Below are 22,566 nucleotides of genomic sequence, written 5' to 3' on the forward strand. Positions count from 1 at the left end.
CCCTACCCGCCCGGCGCCGCCGCCCGGGGGCGGGGGCCGCGCTCGGCCACCAGCGCCCGCAGCAGGAAGAGGACGTTCGCCGGCCGCTCCGCCAGGCGGCGCATGAAGTAGGGGTACCACTGCTCGCCGAAGGGGACGTAGACCCGCACGTGGTAGCCCTCCTGGGCCAGGCGCCGCTGCAGGTCGCGCCGCACCCCGTAGACCATCTGGAACTCGAAGCGGTCCCGCCCGATCCCCTCGCGCGCGGCCAGCGCCTTGGCGTGGGCGATCAGGCGCTCGTCGTGGGTGGCGATGGCCGGGTAGTGGCCGCCGCGCAGCAGCGCCTCCATGAGGCGCCGGTAGTTCTCGTCCACGTCGGCCTTGCGCGGGTAGGCCACGCTGGGGGGCTCCAGGTAGGCCCCCTTCACCAGGCGCACCCGCGCCCCCAGGTCGATGAGCCGCTGGACGTCGGCGGCGCTGCGGTACAGGTAGGCCTGGATGACCACGCCCACGTTGCGGTAGCCGGCGTCCCACAGGTGCCGCCAGAGGCGCAGCGTCGGCTCCACCAGCGGGGACTCCTCCATGTCGATGCGCACGAAGGTCTCCTGCCGCCGCGCCGCGTCCACCACGCGGCGGAGCCGCTCCTCCGCCGCGCCCTCGTCCATCGTCGCCCCGAGCTGGGAGAGCTTCACCGACAGGTTGCAGTCGAGCCCCTCCCGCCGGATCGTCTCCAGGATGGTGACGTACATGTCGGCGGCGTGCTCGGCCTCCGCCGCGCTGGTGGTCTTCTCGCCCAGGTAGTTCAGGCTGGCGTGCAGGCCGGCGAGGTTGAGTTCCCGCACCGCCGCCACCGCCTCCGCCAGCGTCTCCCCGGCCACGAAGCGGCGGGCGGCGCGGCGCGCCCAGGGGTGGTGCAGGACGAGGTCCTGGGCCCGGGCACTCTCGGAGAGGGCGATGAAGGCGCGCCGCAGCCACCCCATCGGGTCCCTGCCGCCGTCCGCGCCTCAGGGGTAGATGCCGCGCAGGTAGAGCGCGTCGGCGACCCGCCCGATGGCCCGGATGAGCGCTCCCACGCGCAGGCGCACCCGGTACTCCTCCGCGGTCTGCCAGACGCGGTGGAAGGCCCGCACCAGCGTGCGCTCGAGGTTCTGGTTGACCTCCTCCTCGGTCCAGAAGAACTGCTGCAGCCCCTGCACCCACTCGAAGTAGGAGACGATCACCCCGCCGGCGTTGGCCAGGATGTCGGGGATGACCGGAATCCCCCGCTCGGCGAAGACCTGGTCCGCGTCCGGCGTCAGCGGCCCGTTGGCCCCCTCGACGATCATGCGCGTGCGGATCCGCGGGGCGTTCTCCCCGTGGACCTGCGCCTCCAGGGCGCTGGGGATGAGGATGTCGCAGGGCAACTCCAGCAACTCCTCGTTGGTCACGCGGTCGGCGCCGGGGAAGCCCACCACCGACCCCGTGGCCTCCTTGTGGCGCAGCACCGCGCGCGGGTCCAGGCCCTTCGGGTTGAAGATCCCCCCGCGGCTGTCGCTGACGGCGATGACGCGGCAGCCGATGTCGTGCAGCAGGTAGGCGGCGATGGAGCCCACGTTGCCGTAGCCCTGGACCACCACCGTCGCCCCCTCCAGGGGCATGCCCAGGCGCCGCGCCGTCTCGCGCACGCAGATGGTCACCCCGCGCCCCGTGGCCTCCACGCGCCCGTAGGAGCCGCCGATCTCGATGGGCTTGCCGGTGACCACCGAGGGGGCGGAGTAGCCGCGGTGCATGCTGTAGGTGTCCATGATCCAGGCCATCACCTGGGGGTTGGTGCCCACGTCGGGGGCGGGGATGTCCCCCTCCGGGCTCATGAGCACGCTGATCTCTGTGGCGTAGCGCCGCGTCAGGTGCTCCAGCTCGTCCTGGGAGAGGGCCTTGGGGTCGACGACCACCCCGCCCTTGGCGCCGCCGTAGGGCAGGCCGACCACCGCGCACTTCCAGGTCATCCACATGGCCAGCGCGCGGATCTCGTTGAGGGTGACGTCCGGGTGGTAGCGGATGCCGCCCTTGGTGGGCCCGAGCACCGTGCTGTGGTGGACGCGGTGTCCGGTGAAGACGCGCACGGAGCCGTCGTCCATCTTCACCGGGAAGTTCACAGTGAGCTCCCGCTTGGGGTAGGCCAGGAAGTCGCGGATGCCTCGCTTGAGGGGGAGGTGGTCTGCCGCCTCGTTGAACTGGCGCAGCGCCATCTGCCAGGGATCCTCTTTCGGGGCGATCACGACCGCCTGTGCGCTCATAGGCCTCCTCCTCGCGCCGCCCGCCGGACGGGACGGCAACCCGGGGTAGGGAATGGGTGTGTTCAGACCCTTCGGCCCGCTGCCGCCCGCCCCCTGCGCGCCACCCCGCACGCCGCCCTACCGCACCAGCCACGAGACCGGCACCAGCACCACCCCCGCCGCGTCGAAGGCGGGGAGCAGGGTGCGCACCACGTCCGCGGTGACGCGCTGGACGTGGCCGATGCCGATGGCCTCCCCGCGCGCCAGGGCCACGTCGAGCAGGTGGCGCACCTGGGCGGCGATCGCCTCCGGGTCCTCCGCGTTGTCGAGGAAGACGGTCCGCTCCGCCGCGGGGACGCCGGCGGCCCGGGCCAGCGGGACCGCCACCGAGGCCGGGGTGGTGCGGCTGTCCACGAAGAACAGCCCCCGCGAGCGCGCCACGTGGAGCACCGCGCGCATGACCCGCGGGTCCGCCGTCGCCCGCGACCCCATGTGCCCGCTGATCCCCACCGCGCCCGGGACGCTGGCCAGCGCCGACTCGACCTCCCGGACGATGGCCTCCTCACCCATGGCGGTGGTCACGCCGTGTGGGCCCAGCCGACGCGCGGGGTCCTCGGCTTCCAGGGGCAGGTGCAGCAGCACCTCCAGGCCCGCCGCCCGCGCCCGCTCGGCCACGGCCCTGGAGGCGGGCAGGCCCGGCAGGACCGCCACCGTCACCGGGCGCCCCAGGGCCAGGATGGGGTCGAGCTGGGCGAGCTGCCCTCCGGCGTCGTCGAAGACGATGGCCACGCGCGCCTGCGGCGGAGATCCCGTGGGCGCGGTGTCCGGGAGGGCAGGGGCGCGGCCGGGCCGGAGCCGGGCGGGCGTAGGCCGCGGCCGCTCGGGCCGTCGGGACCCAGCGGAGGGTCCGGCCCCGGGCACCCGGGGCGACGGGCGGGGCGAAGGCGACAGCGCGGCAGGCCGGGTGCCGCCCGGCGGGTAGGGCGGCAGGGCGCCCGCCCCCAGCCCCAGCCAGTAACCCACCGCCCCGCCGACCACCAGCAGGAGCGACGCCAGCACCGCCACGGCCCAGGCGGCGCTGCCGGCGTGTGGGAGGGCATGCGGCCGGTCGGCCCTTCCGGACCGGGGGCCGGCCCTCACGGCGACAGACGCCGGCGCAGGACCTCGAAGGCGCGGGCGAACTGCTCCGCCTCAATGCGGGCCACCTCGGCCTCGCTGCGCCCTTCCTGCCGCGCGCCCGCCACCAGGGTCGGCGTGATCCCCGTCCCGTGGATGTCGTGGCCGTCCGGCGTCAGGTACTTGCCGCTCGTGATGGTGGCCCCTGCTCCCCCCGGCAGGGAGACCACGCTCTGGATGACCCCCTTGCCGAAGGTGCGCAGGCCCACGAGCGGGGCCACGTCGTGGTCCCGCAGGGCGCCGGCCAGGATCTCGCCGGCGCTGGCGGTGAACTCGTTCACCAGGACGACCGCCGGCAGGGTGACCTTGGGCCCGCGGGTGGCCCGCTGGGTCTGTCGCCGCCCCTGCCGGTCCACGGTGTGGACGATGGGCTGCCCGGCCGGCACGAAGCGGTCGGCCACCTCGACGGCGACATCGAGCAATCCCCCGCCGTTGTTGCGCAGGTCGAGCAGCAGCCCGCGCGCGCCCGCCGCCCGGGCCGCCTCCACCGCTCGCGCGAACTCGCGGGCCGTGGTCTCGTTGAAGAGCAGGATGCGCACGTAGGCCACGCGCGTCGCCCGCAGCGCGGCGCGCTGCGCCGGCGGGAGGTTCTCGTCCCCCTGGACGCTGACATTGGCGATGCGCGCGCGCACCAGCCGCACCGTGAAAACGCGCTCGCCGCGGCCCAACCGCAGCGTCACCGCAGAACCCGCCGGCCCGCGGATGCGGGTGACCACCTCCTCGAGCGACATCCCCCGGGTGTCCACCCCGTCCACGGCCAGGATGCGGTCTCCCGCGCGGATGCCGGCGCGGTAGGCCGGGGTGCGCGGGATGGGCGTGACGACCACCGGGCGGTCGCCCTGCAGCTCGACGAAGAGCCCCACACCGTGAAAGACCCCGCCGAGGTGCTCCCGGTACTCGCGGTACGCCTCGGGGTCGAGGAAGCGGGTGTAGGGGTCGCCCAGGGCCTCGAGCATCCCGCGGGCGGCCCCGTAGAAGAGGGACCGGGTGTCCACCTGGCGCTCAAGGTAGGTGGTGCGGACGTGGTGGAGGAGCTCGCGCAGCAGGGCGAAGCCCTGGCTCTCGGCGTCCCCGCCGAGAGCCGCCTGGCTGCGCCCGACACCGTACCCCGCCAGGAACCCTGCGCCAATGAGGACGAGGAGGAGGACGGCGGCGATGGCGGGACGGGACCGCGGCATGGACCGCTCAGGGCCGGGCCGGGCGCCCGGACAGGCCGACTGCGGCCGTGGTCAGCGACGTGCCCACGCCCTCAGCATAGCGGAGGAGGCCCGGCGGTGTGGCGGAGGGCGGTCACCGCCCCTGCGGGTCGACCGGCTGACCGTTCACGCGGATCTCGAAGTGGACGTGCGGGCCGGTGCTGTAGCCGGTGCTGCCCACGCGGCCGATCACCTCGCCCCGGCGCACCCGCTCCCCCGGACGCGTGAGGATGGCGGAGAGGTGGGCGTAGAGGGTGGAGAGGCCCTCGCCGTGGTCGAGGATGACGATCTTCCCGTAGCCCCCGAACCACCCGGCGTAGATGACGGTGCCGTCCCAGGCCGCCACCACCGGCGCCCCCCAGGGGGCGGCGATGTCGACGCCGCTGTGCATGCGCTGCACGCGGAAGATGGGGTGGACCCGCAGGCCGAACCCTGAGGTGAAGGCCCCGCGGGCGGGCCAGAGGAAGTTGCGGAAGCGGCCGGGCGGGATCACGCCGGGGGCGGCGGCCTGCATCCGCTGGATGAGCTGGACGAGCTCCCGGTCGGTGCGTTCCAGCTCCTCCACGACCTCCTCGTAGAGGGCGCGCTCCCGCTGGATGCGGACCAGCAGCGCCTGCTTCGCCCGGGCCTGGGCCGCCACCGCCTCCCGCCGGGCGCGCGTCTCGGCGATGAGCTCGGCGATGCGCGCCTGGTCGGCCACGAGCGCCTCGTGCAGGCGGGCGTAGCGCTCCGCGTCCTGGTCGTACTCGGCGATGAGCCGGGCGTCCGCCCGCATGATCGTCGTCAGGAAGTGCGCCCGGGCGACGAACTCGGCGAAGTCGGTGACGTCCAGCAGGACGTCCACGTAGCCGCGGCGGCCGTACTTGTAGATGTCCCGCAACCGCCCGCCCACCAGCGCCCGCTGCCGGGCCAGGCGCTGCCGCACCAGGGCCAGCTCGCGCCCCGTGGCCTGGGCCCGCGCGCGCGTCTGGGCCAGCTCCCGGGCCAGCACGCGCAGCCGCGCCTCCTCCGCCTCCAGGCGCTGGTCCATCGCCTCCAGGTCCCGCAGCGTCCGGCGCTCCGCGCGCTTCACCGCACGCAGGCGGGTGCGCTGCTCCTCCAGCTGGCGGCGCACCTGCCGCAGCTCGGTGCGCTTCTGCTGGAGCGAGGGCGCGGCGGCGGCCGGGACGGCCAGCACCAGCATCAGGAGGAGCGGGAGGGCGCGACGCACTGACGGCGCCTCAGGTCTGGAGGAAGCGGCGCAGGGCCAGCAGGCTCCCGCTCATCCCCACCACCAGCCCCCCTGCACCGATCGTCCCGAGCAGCCCGGGGAGGAGGTCGGCAGGCCCCAGCAGGGGGAGGAAGGGCAGGGCGCCGCGCGCCCGCTCCACCAGGAAGGCGTAGGCGGGGACGAGCACGCCGGCGGCCAGCAGGATGGCCAGCGCGCCTTCCACGGCCCCCTCCATGAGGAAGGGGGAGCGCATGTACCACCCGCCGGCGCCCACGAGCTGCATGATCTCGATCTCCTGACGCCGCGCCAGGATGGTGAGGCGCACCGTGTTCATGATGATGATCAGGGCCACGAGCCCCAGCAGGAGGGCCAGCCCCAGCCCGACGGCGCGCACCACCCCGGTGACGGCGAGGAGGCGGTCCACGACCTCGCCCCCGAAGGCCACCTCCTCCACGCCGCGCAGGCGGCGCACCGCCTCGGCCACCCGCCGGACCTGGCGGCCCTCGGTGACGGCGATCTCCAGCGAGTCGGGCAGCGGGTTGGTCTGGACCACGTCGCGCAGCGCCACCCGGTCGCCGAGCGTGGCCTGGAGCCGCCGCAGGGCGACGTCGCGGCCGACGAAGGTCACCGCGCGCACGCCCGGCACCCGACGCGCCTCCGCCACCAGGCGGTCCCGCTCCGCCGGCGTGAGCCCGTCGCGCAGGTAGGCCACCACGCCCACCTGCCCCTCGACCACGCGGGCCAGGTGGTGGAGGTTGGCACTGAGGATGAGGCCGCAGCCGACGAGCAGCAGCGTCACCAGGATGGTGGTGACCGCGGCCAGGCTCATCAGCCCGTTGCGGCGGAAGGCCAGGGCCGCCTCGCGGACGGTGTAGGCCACCGCCGCCCGCACCCGGGCTGCCGCCACCGCCACGGGGGGAGGTACGGCCGGACGGCCTCCGACCGGACGCCGTTCAGCCACGCCGCCCCACCACCAGATGCGGCACGTCCACGGCGGCACGGGGGGTGTAGAGGCCGTAGTCCTCGTCGCGGACCACCGTGCCCCCGGCCAGTTCGACGACGCGCTTGCGCAGGATGTCCACGATCGTCTTGTTGTGGGTGGTGACGACCACCGTCGTGCCGTGCAGGTTGATGCGGCTGAGGAGCTGGATGATCTCCCAGGAGGTGCGCGGGTCGAGGTTGCCGGTAGGCTCGTCGGCCAGCAGCAGCGGGGGCTGGTGGACCAGGGCGCGCGCGATGGAGACCCGCTGCTGCTCCCCGCCGGAGAGCTGGTGCGGGTAGGCGTCGGCCCGCTCCTCCAGCCCCACCACGCCGAGCGCCCGCAGGGTGCGCGGCCGGATCTCGTGCGGGGCGGCGCCGGTCACGTGCAGGGCGAAGGCCACGTTCTCGTAGGCGGTCTTGTGCGGCAGGAGCTTGTAGTCCTGGAAGACGATGCCCATACTCCGGCGCAGCGCCGGGACGTGGCGGCGCGGCAGCCGGGTGATGTCCCGGCCGCCCACAATCACCTGCCCCCGGGTGGGCACTTCAGCCCGGTAGATGAGCTTGAGCAGGGTGGACTTGCCGGACCCCGTGGCCCCGATGATGAAGACGAACTCGCCCGGCTCGATGGAGAGGGAGACGTCCCGGAGGGCGGTGACGCCGTTGGGGTAGCACTTGGAGACGCCGCGGAATCGGATCATCGACAAGAGCGACGGAAAGGGCGACGACAGCCTGTCTGTGCGTCCCTGGCGGGTCTTCGGCACGCGGCGAGATTTTCCTCTCGCCGCGCGAGGCCCCGCCGAAGCCACGCGGAGAGCCTGCCAGGCCGCCGGGGGAGGCGGCCCTCCTCCCCTCCTCCCTCCTATGCCCGCTTTCGGTGGGCTTCAGCCGGGCGGACGCAGGCCCCGGCCTCGGCCACCGACGTCCCTTCGGTCGCTCCTGTCAGTCCGCCAGCGAGATCCCGGCCACCAGCTGCGCCACGTGCGAGGTCACCGGCTCGCCGGCGGTCATGTCCATCCGCAACGGTGTCACCGAGACCAGCCCCTGGCGCAGGGCCCACCCGTCGGTGCCCTCCTCGTCGGGTTCGGGAGCGCGGTCTCCGGTGAGCCAGTAGTAGACCCGCCCGCGCGGGTCGCGCCGCTCCTCCAGCCGGCTGACGTAGCGCCGCTGCCCCTGACGCGTGACGGCCAGGCCGCGCAGGGCGCCGCGCGGCAGGTTGGGGACGTTCACGTTCAGCACCACCTCGTCGGGCAGCCGCTGCTGCCCCAGCCGGGCCACCAGACGGGCCGCCACGTCGGCAGCCACGTCGTAGTGGACCTCGCGGACCTCGCCGGCGCGCCGGAAGACGGCCACGGAGACAGCGAGACTGGGGAACCCCATGATGGCCCCCTCCATGGCGCCGGAGACGGTGCCCGAGTAGGTCAGGTCGCTGCCGATGTTGGCTTCCCCGTTGATCCCCGAGATCACCAGGTCGGGACGCCAGGGCAGCAGCGCCAGCACCCCCAGGACGACGCAGTCGGCTGGGGTGCCGTTGGTGGCCCAGGCGCGCACGTCGAGCCCCGGCAGCGCCGTCGGGGTGGCGCGCAGCGGCTTGTGCAGGGTGATGGCGTGCCCGGTGGCGCTGCGCTCGTGCTCCGGGGCCACGACGGCCACCTCGCCGCTCCGGGCGAGGGCCCGCGCCAGGGCCAGCACCCCCGGGCTGTGGATCCCGTCGTCGTTGGTGAGCAGGATCCTCACCGCCGGACCGAGTCCTCGATCCAGCGCAGGTAGTCGGGGTTGCCCGCCAGGACCGGCAGCGCCACCACCTCGGGCACGGTGTACGCATGGAGCGTTCGCACGCGCGCGACCAGGGGCTCGACCAGCCGGTCGAGCGTCTTGACGACCAGGAGGACCTCCGCCGCCTCCTCGACGCCCCCCTGCCACCAGTAGGCGGAGCGCACCGGCGCGGTGTTCACGCAGGCGGCCAGGCGCTCGTCGAGCAGGGCGCGCCCCAGGCGCTCCGCCTCCTCGGCGGACGGGACGGTGATGAGGACGACCACCGCGCTCACGGCGCGACCGGGACGGAGGCGGCCGCGCGCATCACGAGACCAGCGTGGCGAAGCGGCCCGTGCATCGTTACACCGGCGTGGCGAAGCGCCGCGCGGCCAGGGTGAAGGCCTCCTCGGCCTCCCGGCCGCGCACCGCCAGGATGATCTCCCGCAGCGCCGTCCCCCGGTCGACGTGCGCGGCGATGACCTCGAGCATGGCCTGGGCCACCTGGTCGAAGGGCAGGCCCCCCACCCCCGTCCCCAGGGCCGGGAAGGCGATGGAGCGCAGCCCGTGCGCCTCCGCCAGCTCCAGGGCGGCGCGGGTGGCCCGCTGCACCGTCTCCAGGTCCGTCCGCAGGTCCGGGCCCATGGTGGCGGCGTGGATGACGTGGCGGGCCGGCAGCCGCCCCGCCCCGGTGAGTACCGCCTCCCCGGGGCGGATGGGCCCCCGGGCCACCGCCTCCTGCTCGATCTCCGGCCCTCCGGCGCGGCGGATCGCCCCCGCCACGCCGCCGCCCATGCGCAACGTGGCGTTGGCCGCGTTCACGATGGCGTCGACGGCCAGCGTGGTCAGGTCGGCCGGCTCCACGCGGATGCGGGTGGTGTGGCGGAGGACCTCCACAGTCGCTCGGGCGGCGCCGCGGGCCGCCCCTCAATCCTGCTCGCGCCACCAGTCGGGCGAGACGTCGCGCTCGCGCCGGAACTTCCGCACCGGCGGCGCCCCCCCGGCGCGCTCCTTGGCCACGCGGGCGCGCAGCGCCTCGTACTCCCGCAGGTCGGTGAGGACCTTGAGGGTGTTCCACACGGCATCGGCGATCTGCTCCCCGTCCTTCAGGAGCAGCTGGACGAGCGGCTCGATGACGCGCTTGTCGCGCATCCGGCCCAGGATCTTCACGGCCAGCCGCTTCACGTCCAGATCCTCGTCGTCCAGCGAGGTGATGAGCTGGTCGAGCGCCCCCTCCCCGAAGAGGGTGAAGAGCGCCTTGAGGGCGAAGCGGCGCACCTTGGGGCTGGGGTTCTCCAGGGCCGTGCGCAGCTGCTCGACGAGCTCCTCCCGCGGCCGCCCCACGAAGGCGTCCACCACCGCCCGGGGCAGGAAGATCTCCCGGTCGCCGTGGTGGGGGTCGGGGTGTTCGATGACCCCCCGCTCCTCCAGCCGGCTCAGCGTCGTGACGACGGCGTCCTGCATGGAGGGGTCGCGCAGGAAGAGGTCTACGAGCGGTTCCACCACCCGCCGGTCCCCCACGCGCCCCAGCACCGAGATGGCGGTCAGGCGCACGAACTGGTTCTCCTGCCCCAGGACCTCCAGGAGCGGCTCCACCGCGCGCGGGCCCATCTCCACCAGGATCTTCCACACCTGGGTGCCGATGCGCCGGCGCAGCGCCTTGTCCTCGAAGGCGGTCATGAGCGGCTTGACCGCGTCCGGCCCGATGCGCGCCAGGGCCTCGGTGGCGGCGTTCACCAGCGACCGCTCCCGGCGGGTGAGGACCCGGATGAGCCCCTCCACCGCCCCCTTGTCGCGCATGTCGCGCAGGCCGTTCACCGCCTGGAGGACCACCTGCTCCGAGCGGTCGGTCAGGGCGGTGCGCAGGGCCGCCATGGCCTCCGGGCCGCCGATGCGGCGCAGGGCGGCCACGGCGCTCTTGCGGACGTACTCGTCCGCGTCCTGGAGCGCCTCGGCCAGGGCCGGGACGCCCGCCGGGTCCTGCAGCCGGCCCAGGTGGTGGGCGGCGTCGCTGCGGAGGGTGACGTCCTGGCTCTTCAGCTGGCGGATGTAGCGCTGGAGCTCGTCGCTCGGCGCGCTCGTGGCCATCGTGACCTCCGATTCTGGACGGGAAAACCCTTATCCTGTTATACTACCGGCAATCCTGCGACGCCGCCAATGTGGCGGCCGCGGGTCGGCGCCCGACCCAGCATTCCGACGGAGGTGAGAGCGCCACGGTGGGCCATCATCGTTCCGACGCACCCCGCCCGCCTGCTCCCAATCCGGTTTCGCGTCCCGCCCCCAAGGACCCCGTGAAGTTCGCCCACGAGAGTGAACGGGAGTTCGCCCGGATCCTGGACTTCTACGGGATCCGCTGGGAGTACGAGCCCCGCGCCTTCCCCCTGGAGGTGGAGCCGGACGGGCGGGTCCTGGAGAGCTTCAGCCCCGATTTCTACCTCCCGGACTTCGACCTGTACATCGAGCTGACCACCCTCAAGCAGAGCCTGGTGACGCGCAAGAACCGCAAGATCCGGCGCTTCCGGGAACGCTACCCCCACATCCGCCTGAAGATCTTCTACGGCCGGAACTACCGCAGCCTCCTGGCCAAGTACGGGCTCTCCCCGGCCGGCGCCCGGGGCGGCGGGAGGTAGCGCCGCGGGGAGCGCCGCATGGCCGCCCGCCCCGCCCCCGACCGGGCTCCGTCCGCCCTGATCCCCCTCCCCCCGGAGCAGGCCGTCCGGGAGGTCCTCCTGACCGAAGCCCAGATCCAGCAGCGGGTCCGGGAGCTCGGCCAGGAGATCAGCCGGGACTACGCCGGGCTCGCCCCCATCCTGGTGACGGTGCTGAAGGGGGGCCTGTACTTCCTGGCCGACCTGAGTCGGGCGCTGACCATCCCGGTGGCACTCGACTTCATGGCCATCACCAGCTACGCCGCCCGCCCCGCTTCCGGCGTGGTGCGGCTGATCAAGGACCTGGACGAGGAGATCACCGGCCGCCACGTCATCCTCGTCGAGGACATCATCGACACGGGGCTCACGGCCGCCTACCTGCTGCGGACCCTCAGCGCCCGCGACCCCGCCTCCCTGCACATCTGTACCCTGCTCGAGCGCACCGCCCACCGCATCGTGGACACCCTGCCCATCCGGTACCGCGGCTTCACCATCCCCGACGTCTTCGTCGTGGGGTACGGGCTGGACTTCCGCCAGTGGTACCGGACGCTGCCCTACATCGGCGTCCTCAACGAGGCGCTCCTCCAGCCCTGAGCCTCCGGGGCCGCGGGGGTGGCGCCGACTCCGGCGGGGGGAGCGGCAGGCTGACCTCGACGACTGTCCCGCCTCCGTCGCGCGGCCGGGCCGCGATCGTTCCGCCGTGCTCGCGCACGATAGCCCGGGCCACGGCCAGCCCCAGCCCGGCCCCGCCCCGCCGGCCCGGCCCCTGGCGGAACGGCTCGAAGACGGCGTCCAGCAGCTCGGCCGGGATGCCCGGGCCGTCGTCCGCCACGGTGACGACCAGCCGCCCGTCCCGGACCGCCGCCGCCACCTCTACCCCCGTCCCCGCCGGGGTGTGCCGGGCCACGTTCTCCAGCAGGTTGGCCACCACCTGCTCGATGCGCCGGGGGTCGGCCAGCACGGGCGGGAGGCGGCGCGGGACGCGCACGGTGACCGGCCGGCCGGCCAGGCGGGGGGAGTGGGCGCGGACGACCGCGCGCAGCAGCGGGGCCAGGTCCACCCACTCCGGCTCGACGCGGAACCGCCCGGCGCTGATGGCGGTGAGGTCGAGCAGCTCGCCCACCATGGCCGAGAGGCGCTCGGCGTGCCGGCGGATGTCCTCCAGGAAGGCGCGGCGCTGCTCCGGCGCCCACTCCACGTCCTCCATCAGCAGGCTGGTGGCCTGGCCCAGGATCAGGGTGAGCGGCGTGCGCAGCTCGTGGGAGACCAGCATGAGGAACTCCTCCTTGGCCCGGTCGACGACGCGCAGGGGCCGGAGGTCCTCCAGGGTGACCACCGCCGCCACCGGCTCCCCCCGCTCGGCGCGGATGGGCGTGGTGGACATGAGCAGCGGCACCCGCTCCCCGGCCAGATCGACGAAGACCTCGACCCCGGCCACCGGCTCCCCCTGCACGAGAGTCCGGTAGAGGGGGCGGTCCTCGAAGCGGGCCGGCGCGCCACCGGGGGTGATCTGGTCGAAGAGGCCGGTGAGCTCGACGTAGGTCATCCCCACCTGGATGGCCTCGCCCAACAGGCGCCGCATCGCGGCGTTCACGAACCCCACCCGCCAGGAGGGGGCCTCCACCAGGCAGATGGCCGCCGGGACGGCGTCGAGGATGGCCCGCAGGACCGCTTCGCCGCCCTGAGGGGCGCGGGGCTGGGGGCGGGGCGGGGGCCGCCGCTCGTCCATGGGTGAGCCGTCCTCCGTCCGATGGAAATCCTCCCCGTGCGATGTTAATGTTGACCTGCCCGGCGGACAGGTCAAACCCCCGCAGTCGGTGACGACGCGAGTCGGTGACGACGCGCGGCCACCCAGGGAGGACCATGCAGCGGGAGACCATCCTGGTCGTCGACGACGACCCCGGGATCCTCGCCTTCATCAAGACCAACCTGCAGGCCCGCGGCTACCGTATCCTGACGGCCACGTCGGGCCCGGAAGCCCTGTCCGCCGCGGCCCTGGACGACCCCGACCTGGTCATCCTGGACCTCCTGATGCCGGACGTGGACGGGATGGAGGTGACGCGGGCGCTGCGCGAGCGCTCCACGGTCCCCATCATCGTGCTGAGCGCCCTGCAGCAGGACGTCACCAAGGTCCGTGCCTTGGAGCTGGGCGCCGACGACTACATGACCAAGCCCTTCAGCGTGGAGGAGCTGCTGGCCCGGGTGCACGCGGTGCTGCGCCGCGCCCGGGGGCGTCCGCAGCCACCCCGCGCCGTGGTGCGGGCCGGGGACCTGGAGATTGACTTCCCGCGCAGCCTGGTGCGCGTGCGCGGCCAGCCCATCCACCTGACGCCGACGGAGCGCCGCCTGCTCGAGGAGTTCGCCTCGCACCCGGGGAAGATCCTCAGCCACGCCACCCTGCTCACCCGGGTGTGGGGACAGGAGTACCAGAACGAGGCGCAGTACCTGCGGGTCTACATCCGCCGCCTGCGCCGCAAGATCGAGCGCGACCCCGACCGCCCCCAGGTCATCGTCACCGAGCCGCGCGTGGGCTACCGCTTCGTCCTGCCGGGCGAGGACGAGCGCCCGCGCGCGGGTGGCAAGGAATCCGCGCCCCTGACCACGGACACCACCACCGCCTGAGCCCCCGGGGAGGCCGGCGGGCGCGGGGGGAGCACCTGAGCCCCGGGGGTCCCGGTGGCCGGCGCCCGAGCGCGGGTGTTTGCCGGCGACCGGCCGGGGGAGAATGGAAGAGGGCCGGTGGCCCCGAGCCGACCGTCGTGACGGGAGGGGCTGGGTGATGGACGAGGAGCAGGTGCAGGGGACGGCGATGGCGCAGACGCCCACGGAGACCCTGGCAGACCGGGGGCAGCGCGTGGTCCACACAGGCAAGGGGATGGCCGCCGGGGTAGCCGGAAAGGTGAGCGAGGCGGTCCGGCAGGTGCGCGCCGACCCGACGCTGCAGCAGCCCTCCACGCGGAAGGCGGCGCTGCGGCTGCTCGCCTACCTGGCCGGGATCGTGATCGTGGTGAACGCGCTCCTGATGCGGCGGCGCCGCTGGCGCTGAGCTCGGGGGCCGCCCCGCACCGGCACTGAGCGGCGGGCCGGTCCGGACCAACACCGACCTCCTGCTGGCACTGGCCCGGTGGGCGCACGCTCGACCTCCCCCCGGAAGACCTGCGCGTCACGGAGCTCCTCGCCGTCGGCGCCCACGCCGCGCTGCGGCGGCCGGGCGTCGACCAGACGCCGCGCCTCCTCGCCGGGGTGACCCACCCGCTCGTCCACGTCCTGGCCCACCCCCGGGGCCGGGTGGCCGGCCGGCGCCCCGGCATCGAGGCCCGCTGGACGGACGTGTTCGCGGCCGCGGCCGAGCACGGGACGGCGGTGGAGGTGAACGCCTACCCCGACCGGCAGGACCTCGACGCCACGCTCATTCCCGAGGCCGCCCGGGCCGGGTGCCTGTTCGCCGTGGGCAGCGACGCCCACGCCCCGCACCACCTCGCCTGGGTGGACATCGCCGTCGCCCACCTGGTACGGGCGGGCGTCCCGCCCGCACGGGTGCTCAACACCTGGGACCTCCCGGCGCTCGTGGGGTGGCTGCGGCGGAAGCGCTGACGGGTGCCGGTCCTGGCCCTACCCCTGCCGTCGGCGCAGGACGGGACCGGAACGGGGGGCGGCCGGGGTCCCGCGACCAGCCGGAGGGCCGGCCTCAGGAGACGCGGGCGAGAGGGGCGCCGCAGCGGGTGGTGCGGAGAGCAGCTGGCGCAACGCATTGCCGCACCCCCAGGCCAGGGCTTCGCCCAGCTGCGCGCGTGTGACGGGATCGGCCAGGAGGCGGCGGTCCTCGGGGTTGGTGAGGAAGAAGCACTCCACCAGGCAGGCCGGGCGCGCCTGGCGCAGGACGGCGAAACGGGCGGTGCGCACGCCGCGGTTCGGGCGGTCCGGCCACCGCCGCTCGAACTGGAGGAGGAGCGCGGCCGCCAGCACGTGCGCGCCGGCCGGCGCCTGCGGCCGGACGTACACCTCGTAGCCGGCCGCACGGGGCGTCGGCGCGGCGTTCACGTGGATCGAGAGGAAGAGGTCCGCTCCTGCCGCCTCCGCGGCGGCCACGCGGTCCCGCAGCGCCACCGTCCGGTCCCCCTCGCGGGTGAGGACGACGCGGTGACGCCCCCGCAGCAGCGCTGCCGCCCGGCGGGCCAGGTCGAGGGTGACCTCCGCCTCGACGAGCCCGTCGGCCCGCGCGCCCGGATCGCGGCCGCCGTGGCCCGGGTCCAGGCAGATGGTGGACGGTGCGGGTGGCGCCTCCGGGCGCGGCGCTGACACGCCGGAGGCGCCTCAGAACACCACGGGCATGGCCCGGTGGCCCCGGATGACGAACCCGCCGGCGTACTCGACCGGCTCGCGGGCGATGCGGATGCGCGGCAGGCGCCGCAGCAGCGTCATGAAGGCGGTCTGCAGCTCCACGCGGGCGAGCGGCGCGCCGATGCAGTAGTGGATCCCCAGGCCGAAGGTCAGGTGCGGGTTGTCCCGCCGGCGCAGGTCGAGCCGGTCCGGGTCGTGGAAGCGGCGCGGGTCGCGGTTGCCCGCGGCGTAGAGGAGGCCCACCTCCGTGCCGGGCGGCAGCGTCACGCCGCCCACCTCGACCGGCTCCAGCACCCAGCGCTCGAACATGGGCAGCGGGGTGTCGAAGCGCAGCAGCTCCTCCACCGCGGTCTTGAAGAACTCCAGGTCCCCGGCCCGCGCCGCCGCGCGCGCCAGGGCCAGCTGGTCGGGGTGGGTGTGCAGCGCGAGCATCCCCAGCGTGGTGCCGTTCACCGTGGCCTCGTGCCCGGCATTGAGGAGGAGGATGGAGTTGGCCACCAGCTCCTCCTCGGTGAGGCCTTCCCCCTGCTCCTCCACCCGGACGAGCGCGGAGAGCAGGTCGTCACGCGGGGCACGCCGGCGCTCGGCGGCCAGCGCGCGGATATAGGCGGAGAACTCCACCACGGCCTGGTTGGCCTCGCGGGCCTGCTGCGCGGTGTAGCCCAGCTCGTAGAGCTTCACGATCCTGGCCGACCAGGGGCGCAGGAGGTGGCGGTCGGCCTCGGGCACGCCGAGCAGCTCGGCGATGACCGCAACCGGCAGGGGCTCGGCGAAGTCGCGCAGCAGGTCCATCTCCCCGCGGTCCTGGACGCGGTCGATGAGGCCGTCCACCAGGCGCTGCACCGTCGGCCGCAGCCCTTCCGCGCGCGTCGGGGTGAAGGCCTTCAGCATGAGCGTCTTGAGGCGCGTGTGCTTGGGGGGTTCGTTGTCGAGCATGTGGTGGGACTGGAAGTGGTCGAAGTCCGGCGTGAGCGGGTCGGGCGGCGGCCACCCCAGCTCGTCCCGCGAGTAGCGGTGGAGGATCGACCGGCCCAGCCGCCGGTCGCGCAGCAGCCGGGCGATGTCGTCGTAGCGGAAGACGAAGACCTTGCGCCAGACGGGGTCGTAGAAGACCGGTCGGGTCTCGCGCAGGCGGGCAAGCCTGGGGTAGGGGTCGAAGACGAACGCGGGGTCGTTGAGGTCCAGGTGGTCCTCGGGCAACGCGGCCACGCCCACGCGCTACTCTTCCTCGCGGATCTGCCGCAGCACCCGGTCGCGGGAGAGCTCCAGCCCGTGCTCCCGCCGCATGTGCTCCTGGACCAATCGCACGAGCTCCTCCTCGTCGTCGGCCTCGATGCGGTGCCCCAGGCTGCAGGTCCAGCGCTTCGGCATCCTCCTCCCTCCCAGGCCGTCCCGCAGGAAACCCCACCGGACGGTTTCCGGCCGCGCCGCGGTGTCCCTCCGATTGTAGGCCATCGCGCCGGGCGGCCTCGCCCGCCCCCCCCGGGTCCTCGTCGCCCCGTCCACGCCCGCCAGACGTGTTGCCAGCCGTGTGGGCGAACGGCGATACTGAGGTCCCGGTACCGATGGAGGCGTTCACCCTGTCGGTGGTCCTCGGCGTGGCGGCCGGCCTCCTGGCCCTGCTGCTAGCCGCCTTCGTGCTGCGCGTGGGTTGGGAGCGGCGGACGAACCGGATCCTGGCCGCCGCCCTGATCACCGAGGGCGTGGCCCAGAGCGGCGGGCGGCTGGTCTTCGCCCTGCCCCCGGCCGCCGCCAGCGTCTTCTGGGCCGCCACGCCCTTTGCGGTAGGCCTCTTCCCCTTCGGGTACCTCCTGCTGCTCGCCGTCCTCCAGACCCCGCTGGTGCGCTGGCTCCGCCGGCCCGCCACCCGGGCGCTGCTGGCCGGCCTGGGCGTCGCGGTGGGCAGCGCCAGCGTCCTGGCGATCCGGGCCTCCGGCCCGCCCGGCGACCGGCTCGCCGAGCAGTTCCCCCGCTGGGCCTTCCTGATCGTGAACGGCGTCTACGCCGTCATCGTCATGGTGGTGCTCTTCGCCCTGGTGGCCGCGGTGGACGCCCTGCGACGGGCGCCGCCCACCTCGTCCCTCCGCCCGCGCGCCCGGGCCTTCGTCCTCTCCTTCGGCCTGCGGGACGGGCTGGGCGCGCTCGGGCTGGTGCTGATGATCGTCGGCGCGGCGCAGGGTGGGGTGATGATCGGCCGCGAGCCGGCGCCCCTCGTGCTGGTGGGCGAGGTCATCGTCCGCCTGGCGACCATCGTGGCCATGCCGCTGCTGGCCTACGGGATCCTGCATACACAGCTCTTCGACATCGACCTGCAGCTCCGGGTGGGGATCCGTCGTGGGGCGCTCGTCTCGGCTTTCGTGGTGGTCTTCTTCGTGGCCTCGAAGCTGGTCGAGGCCTACCTGAGCCAGGCAGCGGGCTGGTATGCGGGCGCGCTGGCTGCCGGCGTCCTCCTCTTCGCCGCGCCCCGCCTCAACAAGCTGGCCGACCGGGTCGCCGAAGCCACGGTGCCGGGCCCGGGCACGGGGCCACCCGCCGAGTACCTGGCCTACCGGAAGCTCGAAGTCTACAAGGCGGCCGTGGAGACGGCGGCGGAGACGGGGTTGATCGACCAGCGCGAGCGCACCTTCCTGGCCAGGCTGCGGGCCAAGCTGGGGCTGGCGCCCGAGACCGCCGCGGCTGTCGAGGAGGAGGTGCTGGCGCAGGTCCCGGCGACGTGAGCACACAACGCTCCCCTCCCGCACGGGAAACCCGCCCATTTAACCTACCACGTGGCACCGGCGGACGGTGAGAACGCTTCCCGGAAGCGCGGTGCGTGTCGCTCTCAGGTAGGCGAGCACGCGGTTTGCGTCCCTTGACGGGTTGCCCCCCACCCCAGATGCGCTCAACTCGGGCCTAAGGGTGGATCAGGACGGTATCACGACGGCGGTATGAGCGGTGGCTGGGGGAGGAGGATTCGAACCCCCGCTAACGGGTCCAGAGCCCGTCGTCCTACCGCTAGACGATCCCCCAGCGCTCTCCTGTCATTATAGGGCATTCCGTCTACCCGGTTGGGCTCCGGTGATGGTGCGTGGCCGTCACCGCCGCGGTGCGGGATAGGTGATGAGCAGGTCGGGGGTGTCGAGCCACCCCTGGACGGTACGGGCCTGAGCCCAGCGCAGGACCAGCCCGGTGGTGAGCAGGGTTCGCTCGATCGGTACCGGTGGCCGCTCCGAGGTGATGAAAGCCACCACCGCATGGGCGAGGGCGCCGAAGTGGTCGTAGGGCTCCCCGGGGAGGACCAGGCCCCCCAGGGCGGAGCGCGCGCTCAGGCGAGCCCCCAGCAGGAATTCGCTGTCGTCGAAGGCATCGTGCACCAGCGCAACGGCGCCCCGTGTCTCGTCCGCGTACTGCACCAGCAGTGTGCTCTCGACCCTCCCCAATCCCCGACGTGTACGGGCGCCGGCCAGCAGTCCCTCCAGGAGATCTCCTCCCCAGGCGCGATCGGGCGCCCCGGCGAGCACACGCACCGCCCGCACGCCGCGCTCCTGGGGGGCACGGGCCTCCACGTAGGCCTGCAGCAGTTCCAGGGCGTGGAAGGCAAAGGCCCAGTACGGCGAGGACGCGGCCGCGAGGGCCACTTCCAGGCCTCGCGGAGACGGAAGGGGCCGGTCCGGACCGACGTACCCCAGCACCGACCCGCCCATGAGGGGAATCCGCCGGCGCGCGGCGGCGGCGACGATCGCGCGGCTGTCCTCCCAGTTCTCGGCGATGAGCTTGTCGATGAAGATGGGGGGCCGGCCACCCACCTCATCGAGGATCCGCACGACCTCCTCCATCAACCGACGGCGCGGCCCGGGCGATGGCGGCGGGCCGTCTTCGGCCGGGTTGATCCGGGTGGTCACGAGGATGCCGTCCACCGCCAGCCGGGGCGGCTGCCCCTCGACCAGCGCCTCGCGCACCGACCCCACCACCCGAAAGCGGTGCCGGGCCGCCAGCGCGGTCGCCCGGTCGTCGGGCCGGGGGGAGGCCAGGTACACGCGGTCGACCGTCACGGGCGAGGGATGGTACCGCCCGTCCAGCCGGTAGCCCTCCAGCAGCCGCATCCCGATGACGTCGGCGTGCGACCAGGGGTACCAGCTGTCGGTCAGGATGGCCACGCGCTTGCGCGCCGCCGGCGCGGCCGGCGCCCCTGCCCCCGGCGCCTGGCCGATGAGGAACGCGCCCAGCAGCAGGAGGAGGGCGCGGCGGAGCACCGCCGTGACCTACCGGCGCGCCGCCAGGCGGGGGAAGACCAGGACGCGCAGCGGATAGGCCGTCATCACGTAGAGCGTCCCGTCGGGGGCGGCCGTTGAGCCCTGCACGATGATGTGCTTGGCGGGCTCGATGATGTGCCGCGCGAAGGGCCGCCCGGGGGTCGCCGGCAGCGGTTCGACGCGCCCGACCACCTCCGGCCGGCCGGCACGCGGATCGAGCCGCAGGAGGTACAGCGACGGGCCAAAGACGCCCGTGTAGTAGATGGTGCCGTCGGGTGCCGCGGTCATGGTGTAGTGGGTTCCCGGCGGGGATTCTCCCTCGGGGACGCGCGCGCCGTGGAGCTGCACGACGACCTCCCGCTCGCCGGGCACGTAGGTGTAGACCTGCCCCGATGACATGCCCACGCCGTGAAAGCGCATCCCATCGGGGTTGGCTGCCAGCGCGTAGGGAGGCTCATAGCGCCCCTGGCCGGTGAAGCGCAACGGGAGCCGCTCGATGCGGTCGGCGGCCGCCCGGTAGCGCATCACGGCCTCCTCCCCTGCGCTGTGGAAGACGTCGCCGTTTGCCAGCACCACCAGGTAGCGCGTCACCTTCTCCGGTCCCTTCAGCTCGCCCTTGTCGTCGAAGCGTCGGGTCCGCAGGTCGTAGGCGACCAGGTGCCCTTCGGGGTCGGACAGCGCGTAGACCACACCGCGACGCACGTCCAGACCGACGGCAATGATGCTCTGGTGCGGGCGGGGCATCCCCAGGTTGGTTACCCGACCCGTCGCGGGGTCGTAGACCAGGAGGTAGCCACCCCGATAGCTCCCCGGGGCCTTGGACACCGTCTGGCCGACCTTCGTTCCGAAGTAGACCTTGCCGTCGGGAGCGATGACCGGCTTGGTGTGGATCTTCGCCTGGGAGTACGGGCCGGTGGTCCGGTCGCCTGTCGCCGTGCCGGTATCGGTGATGACGCGCCACTCGCGCCCGCCGGGCGGGAGGACCAGCAGGCGCCCGAACCCGTCGTAGTAGGTCGTGCCAAGGTAGAGGCTGCCGTCGGGAGCCGCCTGGATCGCGGTATAGGCCCCCCCGGTGTGGTATTCATCCGGGGGCCAGAGGACGATGGGCGCCAGCGTCTCGAGGGCGCGGGCGGCGCGAAGGCCTCCGGCCAGGACGAGCCACAGCGCCAGCGTCACCGCCAGGACCGCCGCGAGAAGACCCTGCGACCGCGTTGCACCCCGACCTCCGAGCATCGTCCTCCTCCCCTCGTTCCGCGGCCGCGCCTCAGGCCGCTGCCGCGCGCAACCGCTGCACCACCCGCTCCCGGCCCAGGACCTCCATCAGCTCGAAGAGCCCCGGACCCACCGTCTTGCCCGTGAGGGCCACGCGCGCCGGGTGGATGATGGCGCGGCTGCTCACTCCCCGCTCCGCCGCCAGCCCCCGCACCGCCTCCTCCGCCTTCGCCCGGTCCCACCCGTCTCCCTGCGCGGCCACCCGGTCAGCCAGGGCGCGCAGCAGCTCGCGCGTCTCCGGCCGGGCGAGGTGCTGGGCGGCCGCCTGCGGGTCCACCCGCACCGTGTCGGTGAAGAAGAAGTCCCCGTAGGCCAGCACGTCGGCCCCCACCTTCAGGCGGTCCCCCAGGACCTCCACCACCCGGGCGACGTAGGCGCGGTCGGCGGCACTGGCCGGGCGCGGCACCAGCCCGGCGTCCTGCAGCACCCGCAGGCAGATGTCGACCACCCGCTCCGGATGGTCCGCCAGGGCCCGGCGCATGTGCACGCCGTTGAGCCAGGTCAGCTTCGCCGGGTCGAAGACGGCGGGGGAGCGCCCCACCGCCGCGATGTCGAAGGTGCGGACGAGCTCCTCCAGCTCGTAAACCTCCCGGTCCGCCTCGGGATGCCACCCCATGAGGGCGAGGAAGTTCAGCACCGCCTCCGGGAGGTAGCCCTGCGCGGCCAGCTCGCGCACGGCCACCGCCCCGGTGCGCTTGCTCAGCTTCTTGCGGTCGGGGCCCAGGATCTCCGGCAGGTGGGCCATGGTCGGCGGCGTCCACCCCAGCGCCTCGTACATGACGAGCTGCTTGGGGGCGTTGCTCAGGTGCTGGGCGCCCCGGATGGTGTGGGTGATGGCCATGAGGTGGTCGTCCACGACGTTGGCGAAGTTGTAGAGCGGCCACCCGTCGCTGCGGACGATGATCTGGTCGTCGAGGTGCTCGGGGGGGAAGCGCACCGTCCCGCGGATCAGGTCGTGAACGACGATGGGATGGGCGCGGTCGGCGACGCGCAGCCGCAGGGCCGGGCGGCGCCCCGCCGCCTCGAAGGCCGCCCGCGCCTCGGGGGTGAGGTCGCGGCAGCGCCCCGAGTAGCGGTAGGGGACGCCCTGGGCCCGCGCGCGCTCCCGCTCGGCGGCCAGCTCCTCCGGCGTGCAGTAGCAGGGGTAGGCGGCGCCGCGGTCGAGCAGCGCCTGCGCGTACCGCCGGTAGAGGGCGAGGCGCTCCGACTGGCGGTAGGGCCCGTAGGGGCCGCCCACGTCGGGCCCTTCGTCCCAGTCGAGGCCCAGCCAGCGGATGTCCTCCAGGATGGCCCGCTCGTAGGCTTCGGTGGAGCGGGTGCGGTCGGTGTCCTCCACGCGCAGGACGAACGCCCCGCCGTGGTGGCGGGCGAAGAGCCAGTTGAAGAAGACCATCCAGGCGCCGCCGATGTGGAGGTAGCCGGTCGGACTGCCGGCATACCGGGTGCGCACGCTCACGCCATCACGCTCCTGCCCTGCACGCGCAGGCGGCGCCGCCGCGGCGCCGCCTCGCCAGTAGTGTACACTAG

General features: G+C 73.9%; 24 protein-coding genes and 1 tRNA gene. 6 read left to right on the plus strand and 19 right to left on the minus strand.

Going from position 1 to position 22,566, the window contains the following annotated elements:
• Positions 1–2 precede the first annotated feature (2 nt).
• From RB146_06945 to RB146_06995, 11 genes are all read right to left on the minus strand, one after another.
• Complete coding sequence (locus RB146_06945; GenBank protein MDQ7828714.1) at positions 3–959, minus strand: proline dehydrogenase family protein; 957 nt, start codon at positions 957–959, stop codon at positions 3–5.
• A 24-nt stretch (positions 960–983) separates the two neighbouring features.
• A complete protein-coding gene (locus tag RB146_06950; GenBank protein ID MDQ7828715.1) occupies positions 984–2,255 on the minus strand; it encodes a Glu/Leu/Phe/Val dehydrogenase in 1,272 nt (423 codons plus the stop codon).
• 117 nt (positions 2,256–2,372) lie between these two features.
• On the minus strand, positions 2,373–3,023 hold the full coding sequence (locus tag RB146_06955) for a divergent polysaccharide deacetylase family protein (GenBank protein MDQ7828716.1): 651 nt from the start codon (positions 3,021–3,023) through the stop codon (positions 2,373–2,375).
• Between the two features lie 347 nt (positions 3,024–3,370).
• Complete coding sequence (locus tag RB146_06960) at positions 3,371–4,588, minus strand: S41 family peptidase (protein ID MDQ7828717.1); 1,218 nt, start codon at positions 4,586–4,588, stop codon at positions 3,371–3,373.
• A gap of 112 nt (positions 4,589–4,700) precedes the next feature.
• Positions 4,701–5,816, minus strand: a complete 1,116-nt coding sequence (locus RB146_06965) for a peptidoglycan DD-metalloendopeptidase family protein (GenBank protein ID MDQ7828718.1) — start codon at positions 5,814–5,816, stop codon at positions 4,701–4,703.
• A gap of 10 nt (positions 5,817–5,826) precedes the next feature.
• Positions 5,827–6,777, minus strand: coding sequence for a permease-like cell division protein FtsX (gene ftsX, locus RB146_06970; protein ID MDQ7828719.1), 951 nt, complete (start codon positions 6,775–6,777; stop codon positions 5,827–5,829).
• Positions 6,770–7,495, minus strand: a complete 726-nt coding sequence (ftsE, locus tag RB146_06975; GenBank protein MDQ7828720.1) for a cell division ATP-binding protein FtsE — start codon at positions 7,493–7,495, stop codon at positions 6,770–6,772. Before ftsE ends, ftsX begins: the two co-directional genes overlap by 8 nt.
• A 241-nt stretch (positions 7,496–7,736) precedes the next feature.
• Positions 7,737–8,531 (minus strand): 5'/3'-nucleotidase SurE, encoded by a 795-nt coding sequence (gene surE, locus RB146_06980; GenBank protein MDQ7828721.1) that lies wholly within the window; start codon positions 8,529–8,531, stop codon positions 7,737–7,739.
• Entirely contained in the window at positions 8,528–8,842 is a 315-nt protein-coding gene (gene cutA, locus RB146_06985) for a divalent-cation tolerance protein CutA (GenBank protein MDQ7828722.1), read from the minus strand. Before cutA ends, surE begins: the two co-directional genes overlap by 4 nt.
• Before the next feature lie 67 nt (positions 8,843–8,909).
• Positions 8,910–9,443 (minus strand): macro domain-containing protein, encoded by a 534-nt coding sequence (locus RB146_06990; protein MDQ7828723.1) that lies wholly within the window; start codon positions 9,441–9,443, stop codon positions 8,910–8,912.
• A gap of 30 nt (positions 9,444–9,473) precedes the next feature.
• A complete protein-coding gene (locus RB146_06995) occupies positions 9,474–10,634 on the minus strand; it encodes a HEAT repeat domain-containing protein (protein MDQ7828724.1) in 1,161 nt (386 codons plus the stop codon).
• A 203-nt stretch (positions 10,635–10,837) separates the two neighbouring features.
• Here RB146_06995 and RB146_07000 point away from each other — a divergent pair, with 203 nt between their 5' ends.
• On the plus strand, positions 10,838–11,176 hold the full coding sequence (locus RB146_07000; GenBank protein MDQ7828725.1) for a hypothetical protein: 339 nt from the start codon (positions 10,838–10,840) through the stop codon (positions 11,174–11,176).
• Between the two features lie 18 nt (positions 11,177–11,194).
• The gene (gene hpt / locus RB146_07005) at positions 11,195–11,788 is read left to right on the plus strand and encodes a hypoxanthine phosphoribosyltransferase (protein ID MDQ7828726.1); all 594 of its coding nucleotides are present in this window, start codon (positions 11,195–11,197) and stop codon (positions 11,786–11,788) included.
• On the opposite strand, the gene RB146_07010 is transcribed toward hpt, so the two are convergent.
• A complete protein-coding gene (locus RB146_07010) occupies positions 11,763–12,923 on the minus strand; it encodes an ATP-binding protein (GenBank protein MDQ7828727.1) in 1,161 nt (386 codons plus the stop codon). The genes hpt and RB146_07010 overlap by 26 nt on opposite strands.
• A gap of 134 nt (positions 12,924–13,057) precedes the next feature.
• On the opposite strand from RB146_07010, the gene RB146_07015 reads away from it, so the two are divergent.
• The 3 genes from RB146_07015 to RB146_07025 all read left to right on the plus strand — a co-directional run bounded on the left by RB146_07015 (position 13,058) and on the right by RB146_07025 (position 14,788).
• Positions 13,058–13,816: a response regulator transcription factor gene (locus RB146_07015; protein ID MDQ7828728.1), complete on the plus strand. Its 759-nt coding sequence runs from the start codon at positions 13,058–13,060 to the stop codon at positions 13,814–13,816.
• A gap of 157 nt (positions 13,817–13,973) precedes the next feature.
• A complete protein-coding gene (locus tag RB146_07020) occupies positions 13,974–14,240 on the plus strand; it encodes a hypothetical protein (protein MDQ7828729.1) in 267 nt (88 codons plus the stop codon).
• A gap of 197 nt (positions 14,241–14,437) precedes the next feature.
• Positions 14,438–14,788 carry a hypothetical protein gene (locus RB146_07025; GenBank protein ID MDQ7828730.1) on the plus strand — a complete coding sequence of 117 codons (351 nt, stop codon included), beginning with the start codon at positions 14,438–14,440 and terminating at the stop codon, positions 14,786–14,788.
• A gap of 18 nt (positions 14,789–14,806) precedes the next feature.
• Here RB146_07025 and RB146_07030 read toward each other — a convergent pair whose 3' ends face one another.
• From RB146_07030 to RB146_07040, 3 genes are read right to left on the minus strand one after another with little or no spacing between them, the layout of a single operon-like run.
• Positions 14,807–15,496, minus strand: coding sequence for an N-acetylmuramoyl-L-alanine amidase (locus RB146_07030; GenBank protein ID MDQ7828731.1), 690 nt, complete (start codon positions 15,494–15,496; stop codon positions 14,807–14,809).
• Between the two features lie 12 nt (positions 15,497–15,508).
• The gene (locus RB146_07035) at positions 15,509–16,744 is read right to left on the minus strand and encodes a cytochrome P450 (GenBank protein MDQ7828732.1); all 1,236 of its coding nucleotides are present in this window, start codon (positions 16,742–16,744) and stop codon (positions 15,509–15,511) included.
• A 9-nt stretch (positions 16,745–16,753) separates the two neighbouring features.
• Positions 16,754–16,906 carry a DUF1059 domain-containing protein gene (locus RB146_07040; GenBank protein MDQ7828733.1) on the minus strand — a complete coding sequence of 51 codons (153 nt, stop codon included), beginning with the start codon at positions 16,904–16,906 and terminating at the stop codon, positions 16,754–16,756.
• A 194-nt stretch (positions 16,907–17,100) separates the two neighbouring features.
• Between RB146_07040 and RB146_07045 the strand changes: the two genes are divergently transcribed.
• Complete coding sequence (locus RB146_07045) at positions 17,101–18,252, plus strand: hypothetical protein (protein ID MDQ7828734.1); 1,152 nt, start codon at positions 17,101–17,103, stop codon at positions 18,250–18,252.
• 218 nt (positions 18,253–18,470) lie between these two features.
• Here RB146_07045 and RB146_07050 read toward each other — a convergent pair.
• From RB146_07050 to gltX, 4 genes are all read right to left on the minus strand, one after another.
• Positions 18,471–18,544 (minus strand) — tRNA-Gln (locus tag RB146_07050).
• A gap of 65 nt (positions 18,545–18,609) precedes the next feature.
• Positions 18,610–19,767, minus strand: a complete 1,158-nt coding sequence (locus tag RB146_07055) for a hypothetical protein (GenBank protein MDQ7828735.1) — start codon at positions 19,765–19,767, stop codon at positions 18,610–18,612.
• Positions 19,768–19,776: 9 nt separating this feature from the next.
• Complete coding sequence (locus RB146_07060; GenBank protein MDQ7828736.1) at positions 19,777–21,000, minus strand: hypothetical protein; 1,224 nt, start codon at positions 20,998–21,000, stop codon at positions 19,777–19,779.
• A 31-nt stretch (positions 21,001–21,031) separates the two neighbouring features.
• On the minus strand, positions 21,032–22,495 hold the full coding sequence (gltX, locus tag RB146_07065) for a glutamate--tRNA ligase (protein ID MDQ7828737.1): 1,464 nt from the start codon (positions 22,493–22,495) through the stop codon (positions 21,032–21,034).
• Positions 22,496–22,566 lie beyond the last annotated feature (71 nt).

The sequence above is a fragment of the Armatimonadota bacterium genome, assembly GCA_031081585.1.
GTDB lineage: Bacteria > Sysuimicrobiota > Sysuimicrobiia > Sysuimicrobiales > Humicultoraceae > Geohabitans > Geohabitans tengchongensis.

What these genes read in the sequence shown, in the direction of transcription:
- hpt (MDQ7828726.1), top strand. Translation starts at nt 11,195, where the DNA reads ATGGCCGCCCGCCCCGCCCCCGACCGGGCTCCGTCCGCCCTGATCCCC.
- RB146_07010 (MDQ7828727.1), bottom strand. Translation starts at nt 12,923, where the DNA reads ATGGACGAGCGGCGGCCCCCGCCCCGCCCCCAGCCCCGCGCCCCTCAG.
- RB146_06945 (MDQ7828714.1), bottom strand. Translation starts at nt 959, where the DNA reads ATGGGGTGGCTGCGGCGCGCCTTCATCGCCCTCTCCGAGAGTGCCCGG.
- RB146_06950 (MDQ7828715.1), bottom strand. Translation starts at nt 2,255, where the DNA reads ATGAGCGCACAGGCGGTCGTGATCGCCCCGAAAGAGGATCCCTGGCAG.
- RB146_06995 (MDQ7828724.1), bottom strand. Translation starts at nt 10,634, where the DNA reads ATGGCCACGAGCGCGCCGAGCGACGAGCTCCAGCGCTACATCCGCCAG.
- RB146_07020 (MDQ7828729.1), top strand. Translation starts at nt 13,974, where the DNA reads ATGGACGAGGAGCAGGTGCAGGGGACGGCGATGGCGCAGACGCCCACG.
- RB146_07015 (MDQ7828728.1), top strand. Translation starts at nt 13,058, where the DNA reads ATGCAGCGGGAGACCATCCTGGTCGTCGACGACGACCCCGGGATCCTC.
- ftsE (MDQ7828720.1), bottom strand. Translation starts at nt 7,495, where the DNA reads ATGATCCGATTCCGCGGCGTCTCCAAGTGCTACCCCAACGGCGTCACC.
- RB146_06960 (MDQ7828717.1), bottom strand. Translation starts at nt 4,588, where the DNA reads ATGCCGCGGTCCCGTCCCGCCATCGCCGCCGTCCTCCTCCTCGTCCTC.
- RB146_07060 (MDQ7828736.1), bottom strand. Translation starts at nt 21,000, where the DNA reads ATGCTCGGAGGTCGGGGTGCAACGCGGTCGCAGGGTCTTCTCGCGGCG.
- RB146_07045 (MDQ7828734.1), top strand. Translation starts at nt 17,101, where the DNA reads ATGGAGGCGTTCACCCTGTCGGTGGTCCTCGGCGTGGCGGCCGGCCTC.
- RB146_07040 (MDQ7828733.1), bottom strand. Translation starts at nt 16,906, where the DNA reads ATGCCGAAGCGCTGGACCTGCAGCCTGGGGCACCGCATCGAGGCCGAC.